General features: G+C 65.0%; 11 protein-coding genes and 2 pseudogenes. 11 read left to right on the forward strand and 2 right to left on the reverse strand.

Features of this window, described 5'->3' with window-relative positions; all coding sequences use genetic code 11:
* The first annotated feature begins 93 nt into the window (after positions 1 to 93).
* The 5 genes and pseudogenes from HAV22_RS21775 (at position 94) to HAV22_RS21795 (ending at position 5,478) form a co-directional block, all read left to right on the forward strand.
* Positions 94 to 1,437 (forward strand): saccharopine dehydrogenase NADP-binding domain-containing protein, encoded by a 1,344-nt coding sequence (locus HAV22_RS21775; RefSeq protein WP_166861869.1) that lies wholly within the window; start codon positions 94 to 96, stop codon positions 1,435 to 1,437.
* Entirely contained in the window at positions 1,434 to 1,874 is a 441-nt protein-coding gene (locus tag HAV22_RS21780; protein WP_166861816.1) for a hypothetical protein, read from the forward strand. The genes HAV22_RS21775 and HAV22_RS21780 overlap by 4 nt, the downstream gene beginning before the upstream one ends.
* Position 1,875: 1 nt before the next feature.
* Positions 1,876 to 2,994: pseudogene (locus HAV22_RS21785) on the forward strand (glutathionylspermidine synthase family protein).
* A 165-nt stretch (positions 2,995 to 3,159) separates the two neighbouring features.
* Positions 3,160 to 4,656 carry an alpha/beta hydrolase-fold protein gene (locus tag HAV22_RS21790; protein WP_166861870.1) on the forward strand — a complete coding sequence of 499 codons (1,497 nt, stop codon included), beginning with the start codon at positions 3,160 to 3,162 and terminating at the stop codon, positions 4,654 to 4,656.
* An 18-nt stretch (positions 4,657 to 4,674) separates the two neighbouring features.
* Positions 4,675 to 5,478 carry a lipid II flippase Amj family protein gene (locus tag HAV22_RS21795; protein ID WP_166861871.1) on the forward strand — a complete coding sequence of 268 codons (804 nt, stop codon included), beginning with the start codon at positions 4,675 to 4,677 and terminating at the stop codon, positions 5,476 to 5,478.
* Positions 5,479 to 5,493: 15 nt separating this feature from the next.
* Here the strand turns inward: HAV22_RS21795 and HAV22_RS21800 are convergent, their stop codons facing one another.
* Both HAV22_RS21800 and HAV22_RS21805 read right to left on the reverse strand, forming a co-directional pair.
* Positions 5,494 to 6,735, reverse strand: coding sequence for a D-amino acid dehydrogenase (locus HAV22_RS21800; protein WP_166861872.1), 1,242 nt, complete (start codon positions 6,733 to 6,735; stop codon positions 5,494 to 5,496).
* Between the two features lie 95 nt (positions 6,736 to 6,830).
* Positions 6,831 to 8,105, reverse strand: a complete 1,275-nt coding sequence (locus tag HAV22_RS21805; protein ID WP_166861873.1) for a serine hydrolase domain-containing protein — start codon at positions 8,103 to 8,105, stop codon at positions 6,831 to 6,833.
* Between the two features lie 176 nt (positions 8,106 to 8,281).
* Here HAV22_RS21805 and murQ point away from each other — a divergent pair, with 176 nt between their 5' ends.
* The 6 genes and pseudogenes from murQ to HAV22_RS21835 form a co-directional block, all read left to right on the forward strand.
* On the forward strand, positions 8,282 to 9,163 hold the full coding sequence (gene murQ / locus HAV22_RS21810; RefSeq protein WP_166861874.1) for an N-acetylmuramic acid 6-phosphate etherase: 882 nt from the start codon (positions 8,282 to 8,284) through the stop codon (positions 9,161 to 9,163).
* A gap of 49 nt (positions 9,164 to 9,212) precedes the next feature.
* Positions 9,213 to 10,478, forward strand: coding sequence for an MFS transporter (locus HAV22_RS21815; protein WP_166861875.1), 1,266 nt, complete (start codon positions 9,213 to 9,215; stop codon positions 10,476 to 10,478).
* Positions 10,475 to 11,617 carry an acyltransferase family protein gene (locus HAV22_RS21820; protein ID WP_166861876.1) on the forward strand — a complete coding sequence of 381 codons (1,143 nt, stop codon included), beginning with the start codon at positions 10,475 to 10,477 and terminating at the stop codon, positions 11,615 to 11,617. The genes HAV22_RS21815 and HAV22_RS21820 overlap by 4 nt, the downstream gene beginning before the upstream one ends.
* A gap of 9 nt (positions 11,618 to 11,626) precedes the next feature.
* Positions 11,627 to 13,219, forward strand: a complete 1,593-nt coding sequence (locus HAV22_RS21825) for a glycoside hydrolase family 10-like protein (protein ID WP_229421357.1) — start codon at positions 11,627 to 11,629, stop codon at positions 13,217 to 13,219.
* Positions 13,220 to 13,292: 73 nt separating this feature from the next.
* Positions 13,293 to 14,252 carry an N-acetylglucosamine kinase gene (locus HAV22_RS21830; protein WP_166861877.1) on the forward strand — a complete coding sequence of 320 codons (960 nt, stop codon included), beginning with the start codon at positions 13,293 to 13,295 and terminating at the stop codon, positions 14,250 to 14,252.
* Positions 14,249 to 15,025, forward strand: a pseudogene (locus HAV22_RS21835) (N-acetylmuramoyl-L-alanine amidase); the annotation flags it as partial. The gene HAV22_RS21830 and the pseudogene HAV22_RS21835, both read left to right, overlap by 4 nt.
* Positions 15,026 to 15,255 lie beyond the last annotated feature (230 nt).

Raw genomic sequence — 15,255 nt, forward strand, 5'->3', positions numbered from 1 at the left:
TCAGGCGTAGAGTTTGTTCGTGGAATGAATAAATACGTCGCGATATTCGATCCGCTTCGGTCGGCGTCGCATCGTGCATGACATGCATCTCAAATGAACGAACGCAAAATTCTATTCATCGGTTACGGCGCAATCGCGCAAGCATTGACGCCCGTGCTGTTCGAGCAGTTTCCCGACCTGGAACGGCGCAACGTCAGCGCGATCAGTGCGGACGCGCGCGGCGCCGCGGTCGCCCGCGAATACGGCGTCGACCTGACGATCTGCGCGCTCACGCCCGCGAACCTCGATGCCGTACTCGATCATCGCCTGGGCGCGGGCGACGTCATGCTGAATCTGTCGGTCGACGTGTCGTCGCTCGCGCTGATCGATTGGTGCCAGGCGCGTGACGTCATGTACCTCGACACCTGCGTGGAACCCTGGGCGGGCGGATACGATGCCGACGACAGGCCGCTGGTCGAAACGACCAATTACTGGCTGCGCAAGCAGGCGTTGCGGCGCAAAGGGAAGGGACGGTCCACGTGCGTCATCGCGCATGGCGCGAATCCGGGTCTCGTGTCGCATTTCGTCAAGATGGCGCTGGCCCGGCTGGCCACCGCGCATGCGCTCAACGCGGAGATGCCCAGCGCGGCACTGGCACGCGCCCTCGGCATCAAGACGGTCCATATCACGGAGCGCGATACCCAGGCCGACGATCTGCCATTGCAGTCGGGTGAATTCGCCAATACGTGGTCCGTCGACGGCCTGCTGGCGGAAGCCAGGCAGCATGCCGAATTATCGTGGGGAACCCATGAAGCGTATTTGCCTGCCGGCGCCCGGCGCCACGACGAGACTGTCGCTGCGGGCCTGATACTCGACACCCCCGGCGCGAGGACGAAAGTCGTGTCGTGGACGCCATCGGTCGGGGAACAGGACGCGTATCTGATTACGCATCACGAGGCGCTGTCGATCGGCGATCTGTTGACCGAATCCGCAGTCGACGGCACGGCCATCTATCGACCGACCGTGTACTACGCCTACCGCCCGACGCTCAAGACCTGCGAGAGCCTGTGCCGCTGGGCCCATCACGATTTCGCGCCGCCGGCCGTGCAGACGATCCTGCGCGACGAACTCGCCAGCGGCGCCGACGAACTCGGCGTCCTGCTCATTCACGAACGGGGCGCTGACTGGTTCGGGTCGGTGCTGTCGCTCGCGCAGGCGCGTCGAATCGCACCATTCAACAGCGCGACGACACTGCAGGTCGTCGGCGGCATCGTCGGGGCCCTCAAGTGGATGACGCGCAATCCGCATGGAGGCGTGGTGGAAGCGGAGGACATGGATTCCGAATGCGTCATGCGGGCCGCGCTGCCCTTTCTCGGCGAGGTATTTGGAACGCACACGAACTGGAAGGCAAGCGGCACGGACAGCTTGCAGACAGTCGATTTTTTGAGACCGGAATGAAACGATCACAACACGTACCCCTGATCCTGCTCGGCGCGCTCGCGTCGCTCGCGGGTTGCAGCAGGTCGAGCAACATCCCCGACACCGCGCTGCAAAACGCCTATGCCAATTCCAATGACTGCCGCAAGGATTGGGGCGACGGTAATTGGTGCAATTCGACGTCGACCGGCCATGCCGGTACCGTATTTGTCGGTCCGCGCTATTACTGGGATCGCAATGCCGGGCGTCCGATGGTCATCGAAAGCGGTACGGCCCGTGCGTTGACGACCGGCGACGCCAGCCGCGGCGCGCCGTCGCACGCGACGTCCGTGGATTCGGTGCCGGTGGCGCGCGGCGGTTTCGGTTCGACCGCGCATGGGGGCGAAGGCGGTCATGGCGGTGGTGGCGAAGGCGGTCATGGCGGCGGCGGTCACGGCGGCGGATCGGGAGGCGGCTGATATGCAACGATTACTTGTCCAACCCCGCCCCGATCACGCTGCAAAGCTTGAAGCTATCGGGCTGTCGTTCCATGGCTGGGACGATTACTGGTGCGAAGACGTCTGCTATCGCTTTTCCGCTGCGGAGATCGACCTGCTCGAAGCGCGTACCGCCGAATTGCACGCGATGTGCATCGAGGCCGTCGCCCACGTCATCCGCAATCGCCGCTTGGGCGAACTGGGGATCCCCGCCGCGTATTGGCAAGCGATCGAGACATCGTTCGCCGAGCGTGAATTCAGCCTGTATGGGCGCTTCGATCTCGCCTACGACGGCAAGAGCGAGCCCAAGCTGCTCGAATATAACGCCGACACGCCCACGTCGCTGCTCGAATCGGCCGTGGCGCAATGGTATTGGATGACGGAGAAATTCCCGGGGCACGATCAATTCAATTCGCTGCACGAGCGGCTCGTCGCACGCTGGAAGCAGACGCGCAGCGAGGATGGCCGCATCCATTTCGCGTCGTTGGCCGGAAACGAGGAGGACTGAGTCTGCGTGCACTACCTGATGGACACGGCCAGGCAGGCGGGCTTCGACGTGCGGCATATCGACGTCGAAAAGCTCGGCTGGCACGCGGGCCTGGGCATGTTCGTGGACGAGGACGACAAGCCCATCCACACCCTCTTCAAGCTCTATCCGTGGGAATGGATGATGCGCGAGGAATTCGGCCCACTGACGGTCGGATGCCGCACGCGTTTCATCGAGCCTGTATGGAAATCGGTGTTGTCCTGCAAAGCGATCCTGCCGATCCTGTGGGAGCTGTATCCGGGCCATCCGAACCTGCTGCCCGCGTTTTTCGAACCCGGACGTCTAGCGTCGTATGCAAGGAAGCCGTTCTTTTCACGCGAAGGCGCCAACATCGTTCTCGTCGAGGAGGGCAAGATCATCGCGGAAGACGATGGACCCTATGGCCGCGAGCGGTGCATCTACCAGCAATTGCACAGGCTTCCCGACTTCGATGGCTGCTATCCCGTGATCGGATCGTGGGTCGTCGGCGATCAACCGGCTGGGATCTGCCTGCGCGAAGATGCGCTGCTCGTGACCACCAACATGAGCCACTTCGTGCCCCACTATTTCGATTGATGACTCCGTCGCACTGGCTGTTTTTCTCTTTCTTGCCGTTCGCCTACTTCATGTTTGGAAAAGACCTGCGTGACAGTCCGTGATTTTTTCGGCCGAACAAACTGCTATGCTGATTCGTTCGCCTGGATATTGACAAAGACAAACCTGAAATCGACGACCCATTTCATGAAACGATCATTTACTTGCTGTGCATTATTCATCATTTCATCCTTGATCGTGTGTTCCGGTGCGACGGCACGTGAACTGCCCGGCAAGCGCGACTCGTTGCAGTCGACCGTCCTGAAAGAAGATCGAGCGTTCCAGGTGCTGTTGCCGGAAAACTTCGACCCGGGACAACAATACGATGTGCTGTACATCCTCGATGGCGACGGCAACTTGAACACCATCGCGGACATCCAGCAATTTGCGCAGAACGAGACTTTCATGCCTCCGGTCATCATGGTGGCCGTATTCAACACCAATCGCGACCGCGACATGACGCCTACCCATGTCGATCAGCTCCCCGGCTCGGGCGGGGCGGACAAGTTCCTGTCTTTTTTGAAGAATGAACTGGTCCCGTATATCAATAAAAAATACCCTGTCAGCGGCACGAATCTATTGTACGGGCACTCGCTGACCGGCCTGTTTTCCGTCTATGCATTTCTCGCCGAGCCACAGCTCTTCAATTATTACCTGGCCGTGGACCCGAGCCTCTGGTGGGACAGCAATTACGTCGACAAACTTGCTGCTGACAAGTTGAACGCGTCGCTGGGTAAAGGCAAGGCCCTGTTCATCGGCGGGCGCGACGACGCGGGGCTCAAGCAGATGGGCATTACCGACATGGACGCCGTGTTGAAGAGCAAGGCGCCCAAGGATTTGAACTGGAAAATCGTCGGCTACCCGGATGAGCATCATGGCTCCCTGCGGCTGAAAAGTGTCTACGACGGACTGAAATTCTTCTACAACGGCTATAGCTCAGCGCCCATCGTGTTTCACCCGATGAGCGGCATCGTCCTGAAGGATACGCCCTATAAAGTCTACTATTTTGGACAATCGCAGGTGCGTTACACGGTCGACGGCAGCGAGCCTACCCCGTCATCGACGCAAATGTTACCTGGCAACAGCTTGATGAATAACGTCAAGCTGACCGTAAAGGACTTGAATCGCATGGACCGGTTCAACAAGTCGACGGTGGGCGAATTCAAGATTGGAAATGCGTTTCCGGCAATCGAAAAGCCGAAAAACATCACGCCGGGTGGCCTCAACTACACTTATTACGAGGGACACTGGGATGCGTTACCGGATTTCCGTAAACTGAAGCCTGTCCAGTCTGGAATCACGGACAAGGATTTCGGCCTCAGCAAGTTTCCGCGTTCAATCGATTTCGGGCTGCTGATGGAAGGCTATATCGAGATTCAACAGGCGGGCCATTATATTCTCTTGCTGGACTCGGACGATGGCGCCAAATTGTACTTGGGAGACCATTTGCTAATCGATTACGACGGCCTCCACGGCAATGGCAGGCCGAAAACCTATCTGGTTCCCCTGGAAAAAGGTTTTTATCCGGTCCGACTGGAGTATTTCCAGCAAGGCGGTGGCTCTCAGCTGATGGTGATGTATGTGCCGCCCGGCGAGGAACAACCCCGGCCCGTCCCGTTCGAACTTCAATACAGCAAGCATTGATACGAGACGCATCGATCCGTGGACACACAACTTCTCCTGATCTGCTTTTTGACGTTCGTGATCCACTTGATCGGTACGCTCGCGTACTCCGTACGTATCGCGGGCGTGCGAACGAAGCGGATCGCCGTTTCGCTGGCCCTGTTCAGCATCCTCATGCTGGTATCGCGGACGTCGAATTCGTTTTTGCAGCCGTTCCTGGCGAAGCGTGTCGAGACCGGGTTGGGCGTTCTCGCAAGCGGCTCGCTGCTCGGCGATTTCCGTTGGCTGCTGATCTCGGCAAGTCTCGCGACGGTGGCGGGGGCACTGTTGATTCCGACGTTTCAACGTGTATTTTGCCGGGCCGTGCTGCATTTCCAGGTGCATCGTTCCGTCCCGAAGCTGATCCTGCACGGGTTTTTCAAGGGCGGACTGTCTTACATCCGGGACGTCGCCAGCGTGCCCGCCGCAGGCAACGTGACCGAGATCCGCTCGGGGCACGGCGTGTCGGGCCGGATCACGCTGCTCAACGTGGGCGCGACGGCGCTCTGGACGGTCGGCGTGTTCGCGTCCCTGTATGCCGGGGTGCTCGACCCGTCGGTGCGAGTCACCTCGAGCTCGCTCTCGTCCATCATCAACGGCGGTGCCACGATCATGATGGCCGTGGTCATCGACCCGCACATGTCGGGAATGACGGACGATGTCATCGAAGGCAAGGTGACGGAAGGGCAGTTCAGGAAGGCGATCGTCTGGCTGGTCGGTAGCCGGCTGGCAGGCACGGTTGCGGCGCAGGCGCTTCTCGTGCCGGCCGCGGTCCTGATTGCGTCCGTTGCACGCGTCATTTGACGCGCCGCGCCCGCATCACCCCAGCGTCAGCCCATCCAGCGCGAACGGCGGCGCCTTCCCGCGCATCAGGTCGGCCAGCAGGCTCGCCGTCCCGCACGCGAACGTGAACCCGAGCGGCCCGTGGCCCACGTTCAGCCACAGGTTCGCGTACGGCGTCGCGCCGATGATGGGGGCGCTGTTCGGCGTCGCCGGGCGCAGGCCGGCCCATGGGGTGATGCGCGTGTAGTCGGCGGCGCGCGGCATCGCTTCCTTCACCTGGCGCGTCAGGCTGCCCAGCCGCTTGGCGTTCAGGCTCAGGTCTTCGCCGACCATGTCGACCATCGCCGCCACCCGCAGCTTGTCGCCGATGCGCGCGTACAGCACTTTCCGTTCGAAGTCGGTGACGCTGATCTCCGGTGCCACGTCGTCCTGGCGGATGGGTGCCGTCAGGCTGTAGCCCTTCAGCGGGTAGATCGGCAGCGAGATACCGGCCGACTCGCCCAGCGCGCGGCTCTGCATGCCGGCGGCGAGGACGTACGCGTCGGCCGCGAGCGGGCCGGCCGACGTCTGCAGCCCGGTGACGCGGCCCTCCAAAGTCACGAAGCGCTGCGCCTCGCCGTGCACGAACCCTTCGAAACGGGGATGCGCGCCGATGCGTTCGGCCAGCGCCACGCAGAAGGCGTAGCAATCCGCAACGGCCTCGCCGCCGTTGTAGATGCCGCCCGCGAGCTTGTCTTCCAGTGCCGCGAGCGCGGGCTCGCGCGCGACGCACGTGGCTGCATCCCACACCTGGCGCGTGCCGGCCGAGTCCGGCTTTGCCGTGGCCGCGTCGAATGCGGCGCGCGTGCGGTAGACGACGAGCTTGCCCGCGTCGCGCCATTGAAACGCGTCCGGCGGGACGGCCGGCGCCAGTGCCGCCATCGCGCGCCGTGACAGCTCGCCCAGCTCCAGCAGTTTATGGGTCGTCTTGCGGTTCAGGTCGGCGCGGCAGTTGGCGAGGAAGGCGGCGAGCCAGCGCCATTGGTGCGGATCGAGTTGCGGCTTGACGCGCAGCGGACCGTGTTCCTGGAACAGCCACATCAATGCCTTCAGCGGCACGCCCGCATCGGCCAGCGGCGACACGTAGCGATAGCTCAGCTGCCCGCCATTGCTGTAGCTCGTGCCCGTGCCGACGCCCGGTGCGCGTTCCAGCAGCGTGACCCGGTAGCCGGCCTCGAGCAGCCACCATGCCGAGGTCAGGCCGACCACGCCGCCGCCGATGACGATTACTTGTTGCATCCGTGCCTGCTCTTGATCATGGACATGCAGCGAAGCTTAAGGGGCCGGCCCTGCGCTCGGCCAATGAATCTAGAGCGGCTGGGCATAACCCGTGTTCATGTTACGGCGTGTTCGTACAACGCCGTCAGGATGCGCTCCTGGAAGCGCGCCAGCGACGAGTATCGCCCCTTGTTGGCCGGCGCGAACGGATCCGTCGAGGTGCCGCCTACCAGCGCGATCATGCCGTTTTTCCGTTGCCGGTCGAGCACGAACACGGACATCAGCCCGTACGCGTCGCCCAGGTGCCCGACCGCGGGGAAGCCGCCCCGTTCCACCAGGCGTGTGCCCGCTTCGTCCGGGAATTGCTCGTTGCCGAGACCCCAGCAGTGGAATAGCCCGTCGGCCGTGTCGCCGTTGCGGCCGTCGTAAGTCCATTGTCGGCTGAACATCAGGTCCAAGGTCGCCGGCTTCAGCAGATGCGGACCATCCCCCATCAGCATGCGCATGACGACTCCCATGTCGCGCGCGCTGATGCGCAGGCCTCCGGTCGGGCTGAACGGCGTGGCGTTCGTGCCGACGACATAGCGATCGATGGCAGACGGCCCTTTGACGCTGTAGTCGTCGGCCTGGGCGATCCACGGGCCGGCCGGGTCCCACACTTCCGTGTCCACGGTGCGCTTGCGGTACAAGGTCGCCAGGTTCGCCAGCGCCGCCGGTGGCAGTTCCGCCGGCAGGTAGCCGGCCTGCAGGCCCAGCGGTTCGATGAGGAGGCGCCGCATCAGGCGGTCGAAGCGCTCGCCCGTGATTCGCTCCATCACGGTGCCGATCACGCCCCAGCCGAGGTTGCAGTACGTGAAAAACGCGCCAGGGCCGGCGTTTGTCGCATACATCTTCGCATCGATCACGTCTTTCAATGCGACGTCCGCGCCCCACGAATAGCCGGCGTCGTCGCGCAGCGAAGACGTGTGCGTGAGCAGGTGGCGCAACGTGATCGCCTGGTCGGGAAAATGCGGATTGCGCAAGGTGAAGCCGAGGTAGCCGGACACGTCGGCATCGAGTGCGGCCTTGTCGTCCTCGACGAGGCGCAGCAGGCCCAGCGTCGTCATCAGCTTGGAGATCGACGCGATGCGGAACAGCGTACCTGGGCTGACAGGCTTGTCCGGCAGCCCGTCGTGACCGATGAAGCGTCGGCCGAACTGGCCGGCATAGCAGACCCGGCCGGCGCGGATCGCCAGCACGGACAGGCTCGCCAGCTCGCAGGCTGGATCGGCAGCGATGGCGCGCAGTTCCACATCCAGCGCGGGGATGCGCCGGCGCGACGGCGCGGCCAGCAGCGGGCCGGTGGCGCCCAGCAAGGCCATGCCCAGCAGATGGCGTCGGTGTCTGTTCATCGTCATCCCCGTGTCATCGATATGCAGACGAGAATACGGACTCGGCGGTTGCCGCGCAAATGCATGGACGTCAACCCCGCATAACTTTTCGGAATGACAACGGCCGATCCTTTCATGACAGGCGCGGCGGCATTGGTATTACACTGGTCAGGTCCACCGACTCGAACAACAACGCGATGCTCAACACCGAAACGCCCGACCCGCAACACGTGTCCCTCGATCAATATCCCACGGCCGAGCTGGTGAACGTGCTCGTCGACGACCAGTTCAACGCCGTCGACGCCGTCCGCGCGGCCGGGCCCCGCATCGCCGCGGCCGTTACCGCCGCGCTGCCGCGGATGGAGCAGGGCGGACGCCTCGTGTACGTGGGCGCGGGCACGTCGGGCCGGCTTGGCGTGCTGGACAGCGTCGAGCTGTACCCGACGTTTTCCTGGCCGCACGAACGCGCCGTCGCGCTGCTGGCAGGCGGCACGGACGCGATGTTCGTTGCCGTCGAAGGCGCCGAGGACGATGCGGAACAGGGCGCGGCGGACGTGCGCGGCGCGTACGTGGGCGCGAACGACGTCGTGCTCGCGCTCGCCGCGTCGGGTGCGACGCCGTACGTCCTGGGCGCCCTGCGCGCCGCGCGCGCGGCCGGGGCGCTGACGATCGGCTTCGCCAACAATCCGGATGCACCCGTCGCGAACGAAGCCGAGATCGGCATCACCCTGGACACGGGCACAGAAACCATCTCCGGCAGCACCCGGCTGAAGGCGGGCACGTCGCAGAAGATCGCGCTGAACACATTCTCCAGCGCATTGATGGTGCGTCTGAACAAGGTTTATGGCAACCTGATGGTAGACTTGAAGGCGACCAACGCCAAGCTGGTCCGCCGCGCCATCCACCTGACGTCGTTCGCGACGGGGGCCGGCGAAGAGGCGGCCGAGGCGGTGCTGGCGCAGTGCGACTTCCACGTCAAGGTCGCGATCGTGGCCTTGTCCAAGAACATCCCTGTCGAGCAGGCGCGCGCCCTGCTGGAGAGCGCGCGCGGCAGCGTGCGCGCCGCCCTGGCCGGCTGACGCGGCCCGGGCCCTCCCGCAACGCCGCCGGGCCCGACGACGAAAGAACATGCAGACTACGCAATCCAAGACCCCGTGGCTGTGGGTGCCCTCGTTGTATTTCGGCCAGGCGCTGCCCTACATCGTCGCCAACTACCTGTCCGTCGTCATGTACAAGGACATGGGCCTGTCCAACGGCGACATCGCCTTTTACACGAGCCTGTTGTACCTGCCGTGGGTGATCAAGCCGCTGTGGTCGCCCATCGTCGACCTGGTCGGCACGAAGCGGGGCTGGACCGTGTCGCTGCAGCTCGTGCTGGCCGCGTCGCTCGGCGCCGTCGGCGCCACGTTGCACCTGCCGTCGTTCTTCATGATCAGCCTGGGCGTCATGTGGATCATGGCGTTCGCGTCCGCCACGCACGACATCGCCGCCGACGGCTTCTACATGCTGGGCCTGCGCCAGAAGGAGCAGGCCGCGTTCGTCGGCGTGCGCTCGACCTTCTATCGACTCGCCACGTTGGCCGCGCAGGGGCCGCTCGTGATCGCGGCGGGCCACCTGTCGACGTCGCTGGGCGACGTGCACCAGGCCTGGGCCATCGTGTTGTTCGTGCTGTGCGCGCTGTTCTTCGCGTTCTTCGCCTGGCACCAGGCCGTGCTGCCGCGCCCGGATGCCGACCACAAGGCGGCGGAGGGCACCAATCCTGTCGCCAGCTTTTTCGCCACGTTCGGCAGCTTCTTCCGCAAGCGCGACATCTGGCTGATCCTCGGTTTTATTTTGACGTTCCGCCTGGGCGAGGCGCAACTGCTGAAACTCGTCGCGCCGTTCCTCAAGGACCCCGTCGGCGCGGGCGGCCTGGGCCTCTCGACCGAGCAATACGGCACCGCGTACGGCACCATCGGCATCATCGCGTTGACCATCGGCGGCCTGTTCGGCGGCTGGCTGATCTCGCGCCTGGGCCTCAAGCGCTGCCTGTGGCTGATGGTGCTCGCCGTGCACCTGCCGGACCTCGTGTTCGTGTACCTGTCGTCGGTGCAGCCGCAGAGCCTGGGCGTGATCTCGGGCTTCATCGCCATCGAGCAGTTCGGCTACGGCTTCGGCTTCACCGCCATGATGATGTACATGATCATGGTCGCGGACGGCCCGTACAAGACGGCGCACTATGCGATCTGCACAGGCCTGATGGCGCTGGGGATGATGGTGCCGGGCATGTGGAGCGGCAAGCTGCAGGAGATGATCGGCTACCAGCATTTCTTCGTCTGGACGTGCCTGTCGACGATCCCCGCGTTCGCGATGGCCGCGCTGGTGAAAATCGATCCGGACTTCGGGAAGAAGTGAGCACGCAGCCAGCCCGCCTCGTCTCGCTGGACGCCTTCCGCGGCTTTACCATCGCCGCGATGGTGCTGGTGAACAATCCCGGCGACTGGGGCCATTTGTACGGGCCGCTGGAGCACGCGAAGTGGAACGGCTGGACGTTCACCGACTGCATCTTCCCCTTTTTCCTGTTCGTCGGCGGCGTGGCGATGGCCTTGTCGCTGGGGCGCCTCGCCGCCGCCGGCGCGGATAAACCGCGGCTGCTCGCCAAGCTGGCGAAGCGCGCGCTGCTGATCTTCCTGATCGGCTTCCTGCTGAACTTCATGCCGTATTTCCATCTCGACAGAGTGCGCATTCCCGGCGTGCTGCAGCGGATCGCGCTGTGCACGTTGCTTGCTGCGCCCATCGTCGTGTACTGCGGCTGGCGCATGCAGCTGGTGGTCATCGCTGCGCTGCTGTCGTTGTACAGCGTTCTGATGCTGTACGTGCCCGTGCCGGGCATCGGCGCCGGCGTGCTGGAACCCGGGCAGGATTTCGGTGCGTGGGTCGACCGCACGCTGCTGGGCAAGCATTTGTGGGTCCAATCGAAGACGTGGGACCCGGAAGGCCTCGTGTCCACGTTGCCCGCGCTGTGCGGCCAGTTGTTCGGCGTGCTGGCCGGGCGCTGGCTCGCATCGAGCGTCGACCGCGGCCGGCAAGTGGCGGGATTGATCGTCGCCGGCGTCGCGTGCGTCGCGGTGGGCATGTTTCTCGATATCATCCTCATGCCGATCAATAAAAGCCTGTGGACGCCGTCGTACTGCTTCCTGATGACGGGCCTCGCAAGTCTCGCGTTTTCCGCGTTTTACTGGCCGCTCGACGTCAGCCCGTCTTTACGAATACGGTCGATTGCGGCGCGCGGGACACGTCCTTTCGTCATCTACGGCATGAACGCACTGTTCATCTTTGCGTTTTCCGGATTTATCGCGAAAATGCTGGGCTATGTAAAATTCGCGCAGCCGGACGGCAGCCTGCGCACGCTGGGGCAGACGTTGTATGCGCCGATCGCCGCGTTGCCGCTCGGTGCCGTCAATACGTCGCTGCTGCACGCCGTGTTGTTCGATGCGTGCATGTTCCTGATCGCGTGGGGCATGTGGCGCAAGAAGTGGTTCGTAAAAGTCTAGGAGTTGGTGTTGCAACCTGATCAGAAACGACGCGCGTTCGCGTTCGCGGGAGTCGCCGGTGCGCTGGCGGCGGGCGGCCTCATGTCGGGCTGCAGCTCGACGCCGCCGGTGGTGGCCACTGTGCCGGCAGGCGACCAGCCGCCGCCGGCGCCGCGCGAATTCCGCGCCGCGTGGGTGTCGACCGTCGCCAACATCGACTGGCCCAGCAAGCCGAACCTCCCGGCCGAGAAGCAGCAGGCGGAAGCCATCGCCATCCTCGACCGCGCCAAGGCGCTGAACCTGAACGCGATCGTGCTGCAGGTGCGTCCCGCCGCGGATGCCATCTATCCGTCGAAGCTGGAACCGTGGTCGGAATACCTGACGGGCGCACAGGGCCAGCCGCCGCAGCCCTGGTACGACCCGCTGAAATTCTGGGTCACGCAGGCGCACGCGCGCGGGCTCGAACTGCACGCGTGGTTCAACCCGTACCGCGCCCGCCACAACGGCGCCAAGTCGCCGGCTGCTGCGAACCATATCACGCGCACGAACCCGTCTGCCGTCAAAACCTATGGCAAATACTTGTGGATGGACCCGGGCGAGGATGCCGCCGTCAAGCAGACGCTCGACGTCGTGCTGGATGTCGTGCGCCGCTACGACATCGACGGCGTCCACATCGACGATTATTTTTATCCGTACCCGATCGAAGCGCCCGTCATGACGGGCGCGGAAGGCGCGGCGCTGGAAGGCCGCACGGCAAAGACCGAGCTGGATTTCCCGGACGACGCCTCGTGGCAGCGCTACGTCGCGGGCGGCGGGCGGCTCGACCGCGCATCGTGGCGGCGCCAGAACGTTAACCGCCTGATCGAGGCGCTGTACGAAGGCATCCACCGCGAAAAGAGCTGGGTGCGCTTCGGCATCAGCCCGTTCGGCCTGGGCCGCCCGGACCGCCGCCCGGCCGGCATCGTCGGCTTTTCGCAGTACGACAAGCTGTACGCGGACGCCGAGACGTGGCTGCAGAACGGCTGGCTCGACTACTTTTCGCCGCAGCTGTACTGGGGCATCCGCCAGACCGGCCAGGCCTACGACGTGCTGCTCGATTACTGGCTGACGCAGAACGCGAAGTCCCGCCACGTGTGGCCGGGCCTGTTCACGAGCCGCATCGGCGCACCGACGAAGGACTTTCCGCCGCAGGAAATCCTCGACCAGATCGACCACACGCGCACGCGCCCGAACGCGGGCGGGCACGTCCACTTCAGCATGGCCGCGCTGATGGAAAACCGCAAGGGCATCAGCGACCAGCTGCGCACGGTGTCGTACGCCGTCCCCGCGCTGGTGCCGGCCACGCCGTGGCTCGGCAACGAGACGCCGGGCGTGCCGTCCGTCACCGCGGTCCGCAAAGGCGCTGCCGTGTCGTTGAAGCTCGTCGCCGGCAACGCGAACGCGACGTACGCGATCTGGGCGCGCTTCGGCAACCAGTGGCGCTTTGCCGTCGCGCCCGCGTCGCGCGTGGACTGCACCGTGCCGGACGATGCGAAGCTGGGTGTGGCCGATGCCATCTTCGTCAGCGCTGTCGACCGCCTGGGCAACGAAAGCGCCCGTGTGCAAGCGTGGCGGAAGGCATAACCTGGGGTCATGCATTGCATGTCAGCATTCATTCGCCCAAGGCCGGCCTGACGGCGTACACTGGCGGATGATCATGATCGATTCGCAACCCGAACCTGAACCGCAGAGCCCGCAACCCGCCGGGCTGGGCCTCGGCATCGACGCCGGCGGCACCGAAACGCGCTGGGCCCTCGCGGCGCCCGGCGGCGCCATCGTCGCAGAAGGCCGCGTCGCGGGCTTGTCCGCCCTGCAGATGGGCACACCGCAAGGCCGGGATGCCGTCCGCGCCACCTTCGCGCAACTGGCCACCGACGCGCTCGTGCACGGCGTGCCGGGCCGCGTGCACGCCGGCCTGACGGGCTTCGGCGGCGACAGCGAACTGCTGCAGCGCTGGCTCGCGGAAGACCTGCACGTCGACCCCGCACACATCCAGTTTTGCAGCGACATGGAAATCGCCTACCGCGCCGCGTTCGAACCGGGCCAGGGCTATCTCGTGTATGCGGGCACGGGCTCCATCGGTGCGTTCGTCGACGCGGACGGCCAGTTCCACCGCGCGGGCGGGCGCGGCGTCGTGCTGGACGATGGCGGCGGCGGCTTCTGGATCGCAAAGGAAGCGCTGCGCCACGTGTGGCGCAACGAGGACGAACGTCCCGGCAGCTGGCGCTCGTCGCCGATGGCGCGCGCCGTGCTCGACTACGTCGGCGGTGACGACTGGGCGTATTCGCGCCAGTTCATCTACGGCCAGGAACGGGGCGCCGTCGGCAAGCTGGCGCTCGCGGTCGCGGCGACGGCCGACCGCGACCCCGTCGCGGCAAGCATCCTGCGCGCGGCCGGCCGCGAGCTGGCGCGCCTCGCGCTGGCGCTGACGCGGCGCTTCGGGCCGCGTCCGGTGGCCGTGTCCGGGCGCGCGGCCGAGCTGCATCCGGTCATCGTCGACACGATGCGGGCCAGCCTGCCCGACATCACCTTGACCCAGGCCCCTGGCCAGGCCCATCACGCGGCGGCGCGCATGGCGCTCGCTTCCGACCTACTTTACTTCACGACACCGACATGAAAATCTTCGTCGCGACCTTGCTCCTCGCCCTGCTGGCCGGCTGCGCCACGCCGCCGCCCAGCGGCCCGCAATACGACCACACGTACACGGCGAAAGGGCAGAGCAGCCGCGTGCGCTTCCTCGTGCTGCACTACACCGTCAGCAACCGCGCGGATTCCATCAAGATCCTCACGCAGCAGGAAGTCAGCGCGCACTACCTCGTGACGGACGATCCCGTCCCCGTCATCTACAACCTCGTCGACGAGAAGAACGCGGCCTGGCATGCGGGCAATTCGAGCTGGAAGAATTTCACGCAGCTGAACAACAGCTCGATCGGCATCGAGATCGTCAACCCGGGCTATACGGACACGCCGAACGGCCGTGTCTACGCGCCGTTCCCGCAATCGCAGATCGACGCGCTGATCCCGCTCGTGCGCGACATCGTCACGCGCCACCACATCGCGCCGGAAAACGTGCTGGGCCACTCCGACATCGCGCCGCAGCGCAAGCAGGATCCGGGCCCCATGTTCCCGTGGCGCCAGCTCGCGGCCGCCGGCCTCGTCGCCTGGCCGGACGCCAATCGCGTCGCGAGCATCGTGCCGATCTTCCAGATTCAGCTGCCGGACGTCGCGTGGTACCAGAAGAAGCTGGCGGCGTGGGGTTATGCGATCGTCCAGTCGGGCGTGCTCGACGAGCAGACGCGCACCGTGCTGTCGGCATTCCAGATGAAATATCGCCCGGCGAACATCGACGGCCAGCCGGACGTCGAGACGGCCGCGCTGCTGGAAGCGCTGACGAATCCGACCGGTCCGCTGCCGCAGCCGCTGCCGGCGCCCGTGACGACGTCGCCCGTGTTCATTCCGGGGGCGCCGATGCCGGCGCAGCCGCCGGTACCTCCGGTGTCGCCGCAGCCGCCTTCGCCGCCGGAGTCGCCGGTACCACCGCAGCCGCCGATGCCGCCCGCGCCGCCGGTGCAGGATCCCTTGCCCGCGGCACCGCCCGTGCCCGTCCAGCAGTGAGGCGT

The sequence above is a fragment of the Telluria antibiotica genome, from assembly GCF_011682055.1.
GTDB classification, from domain to species: Bacteria; Pseudomonadota; Gammaproteobacteria; order Burkholderiales; family Burkholderiaceae_D; genus Telluria; species Telluria antibiotica.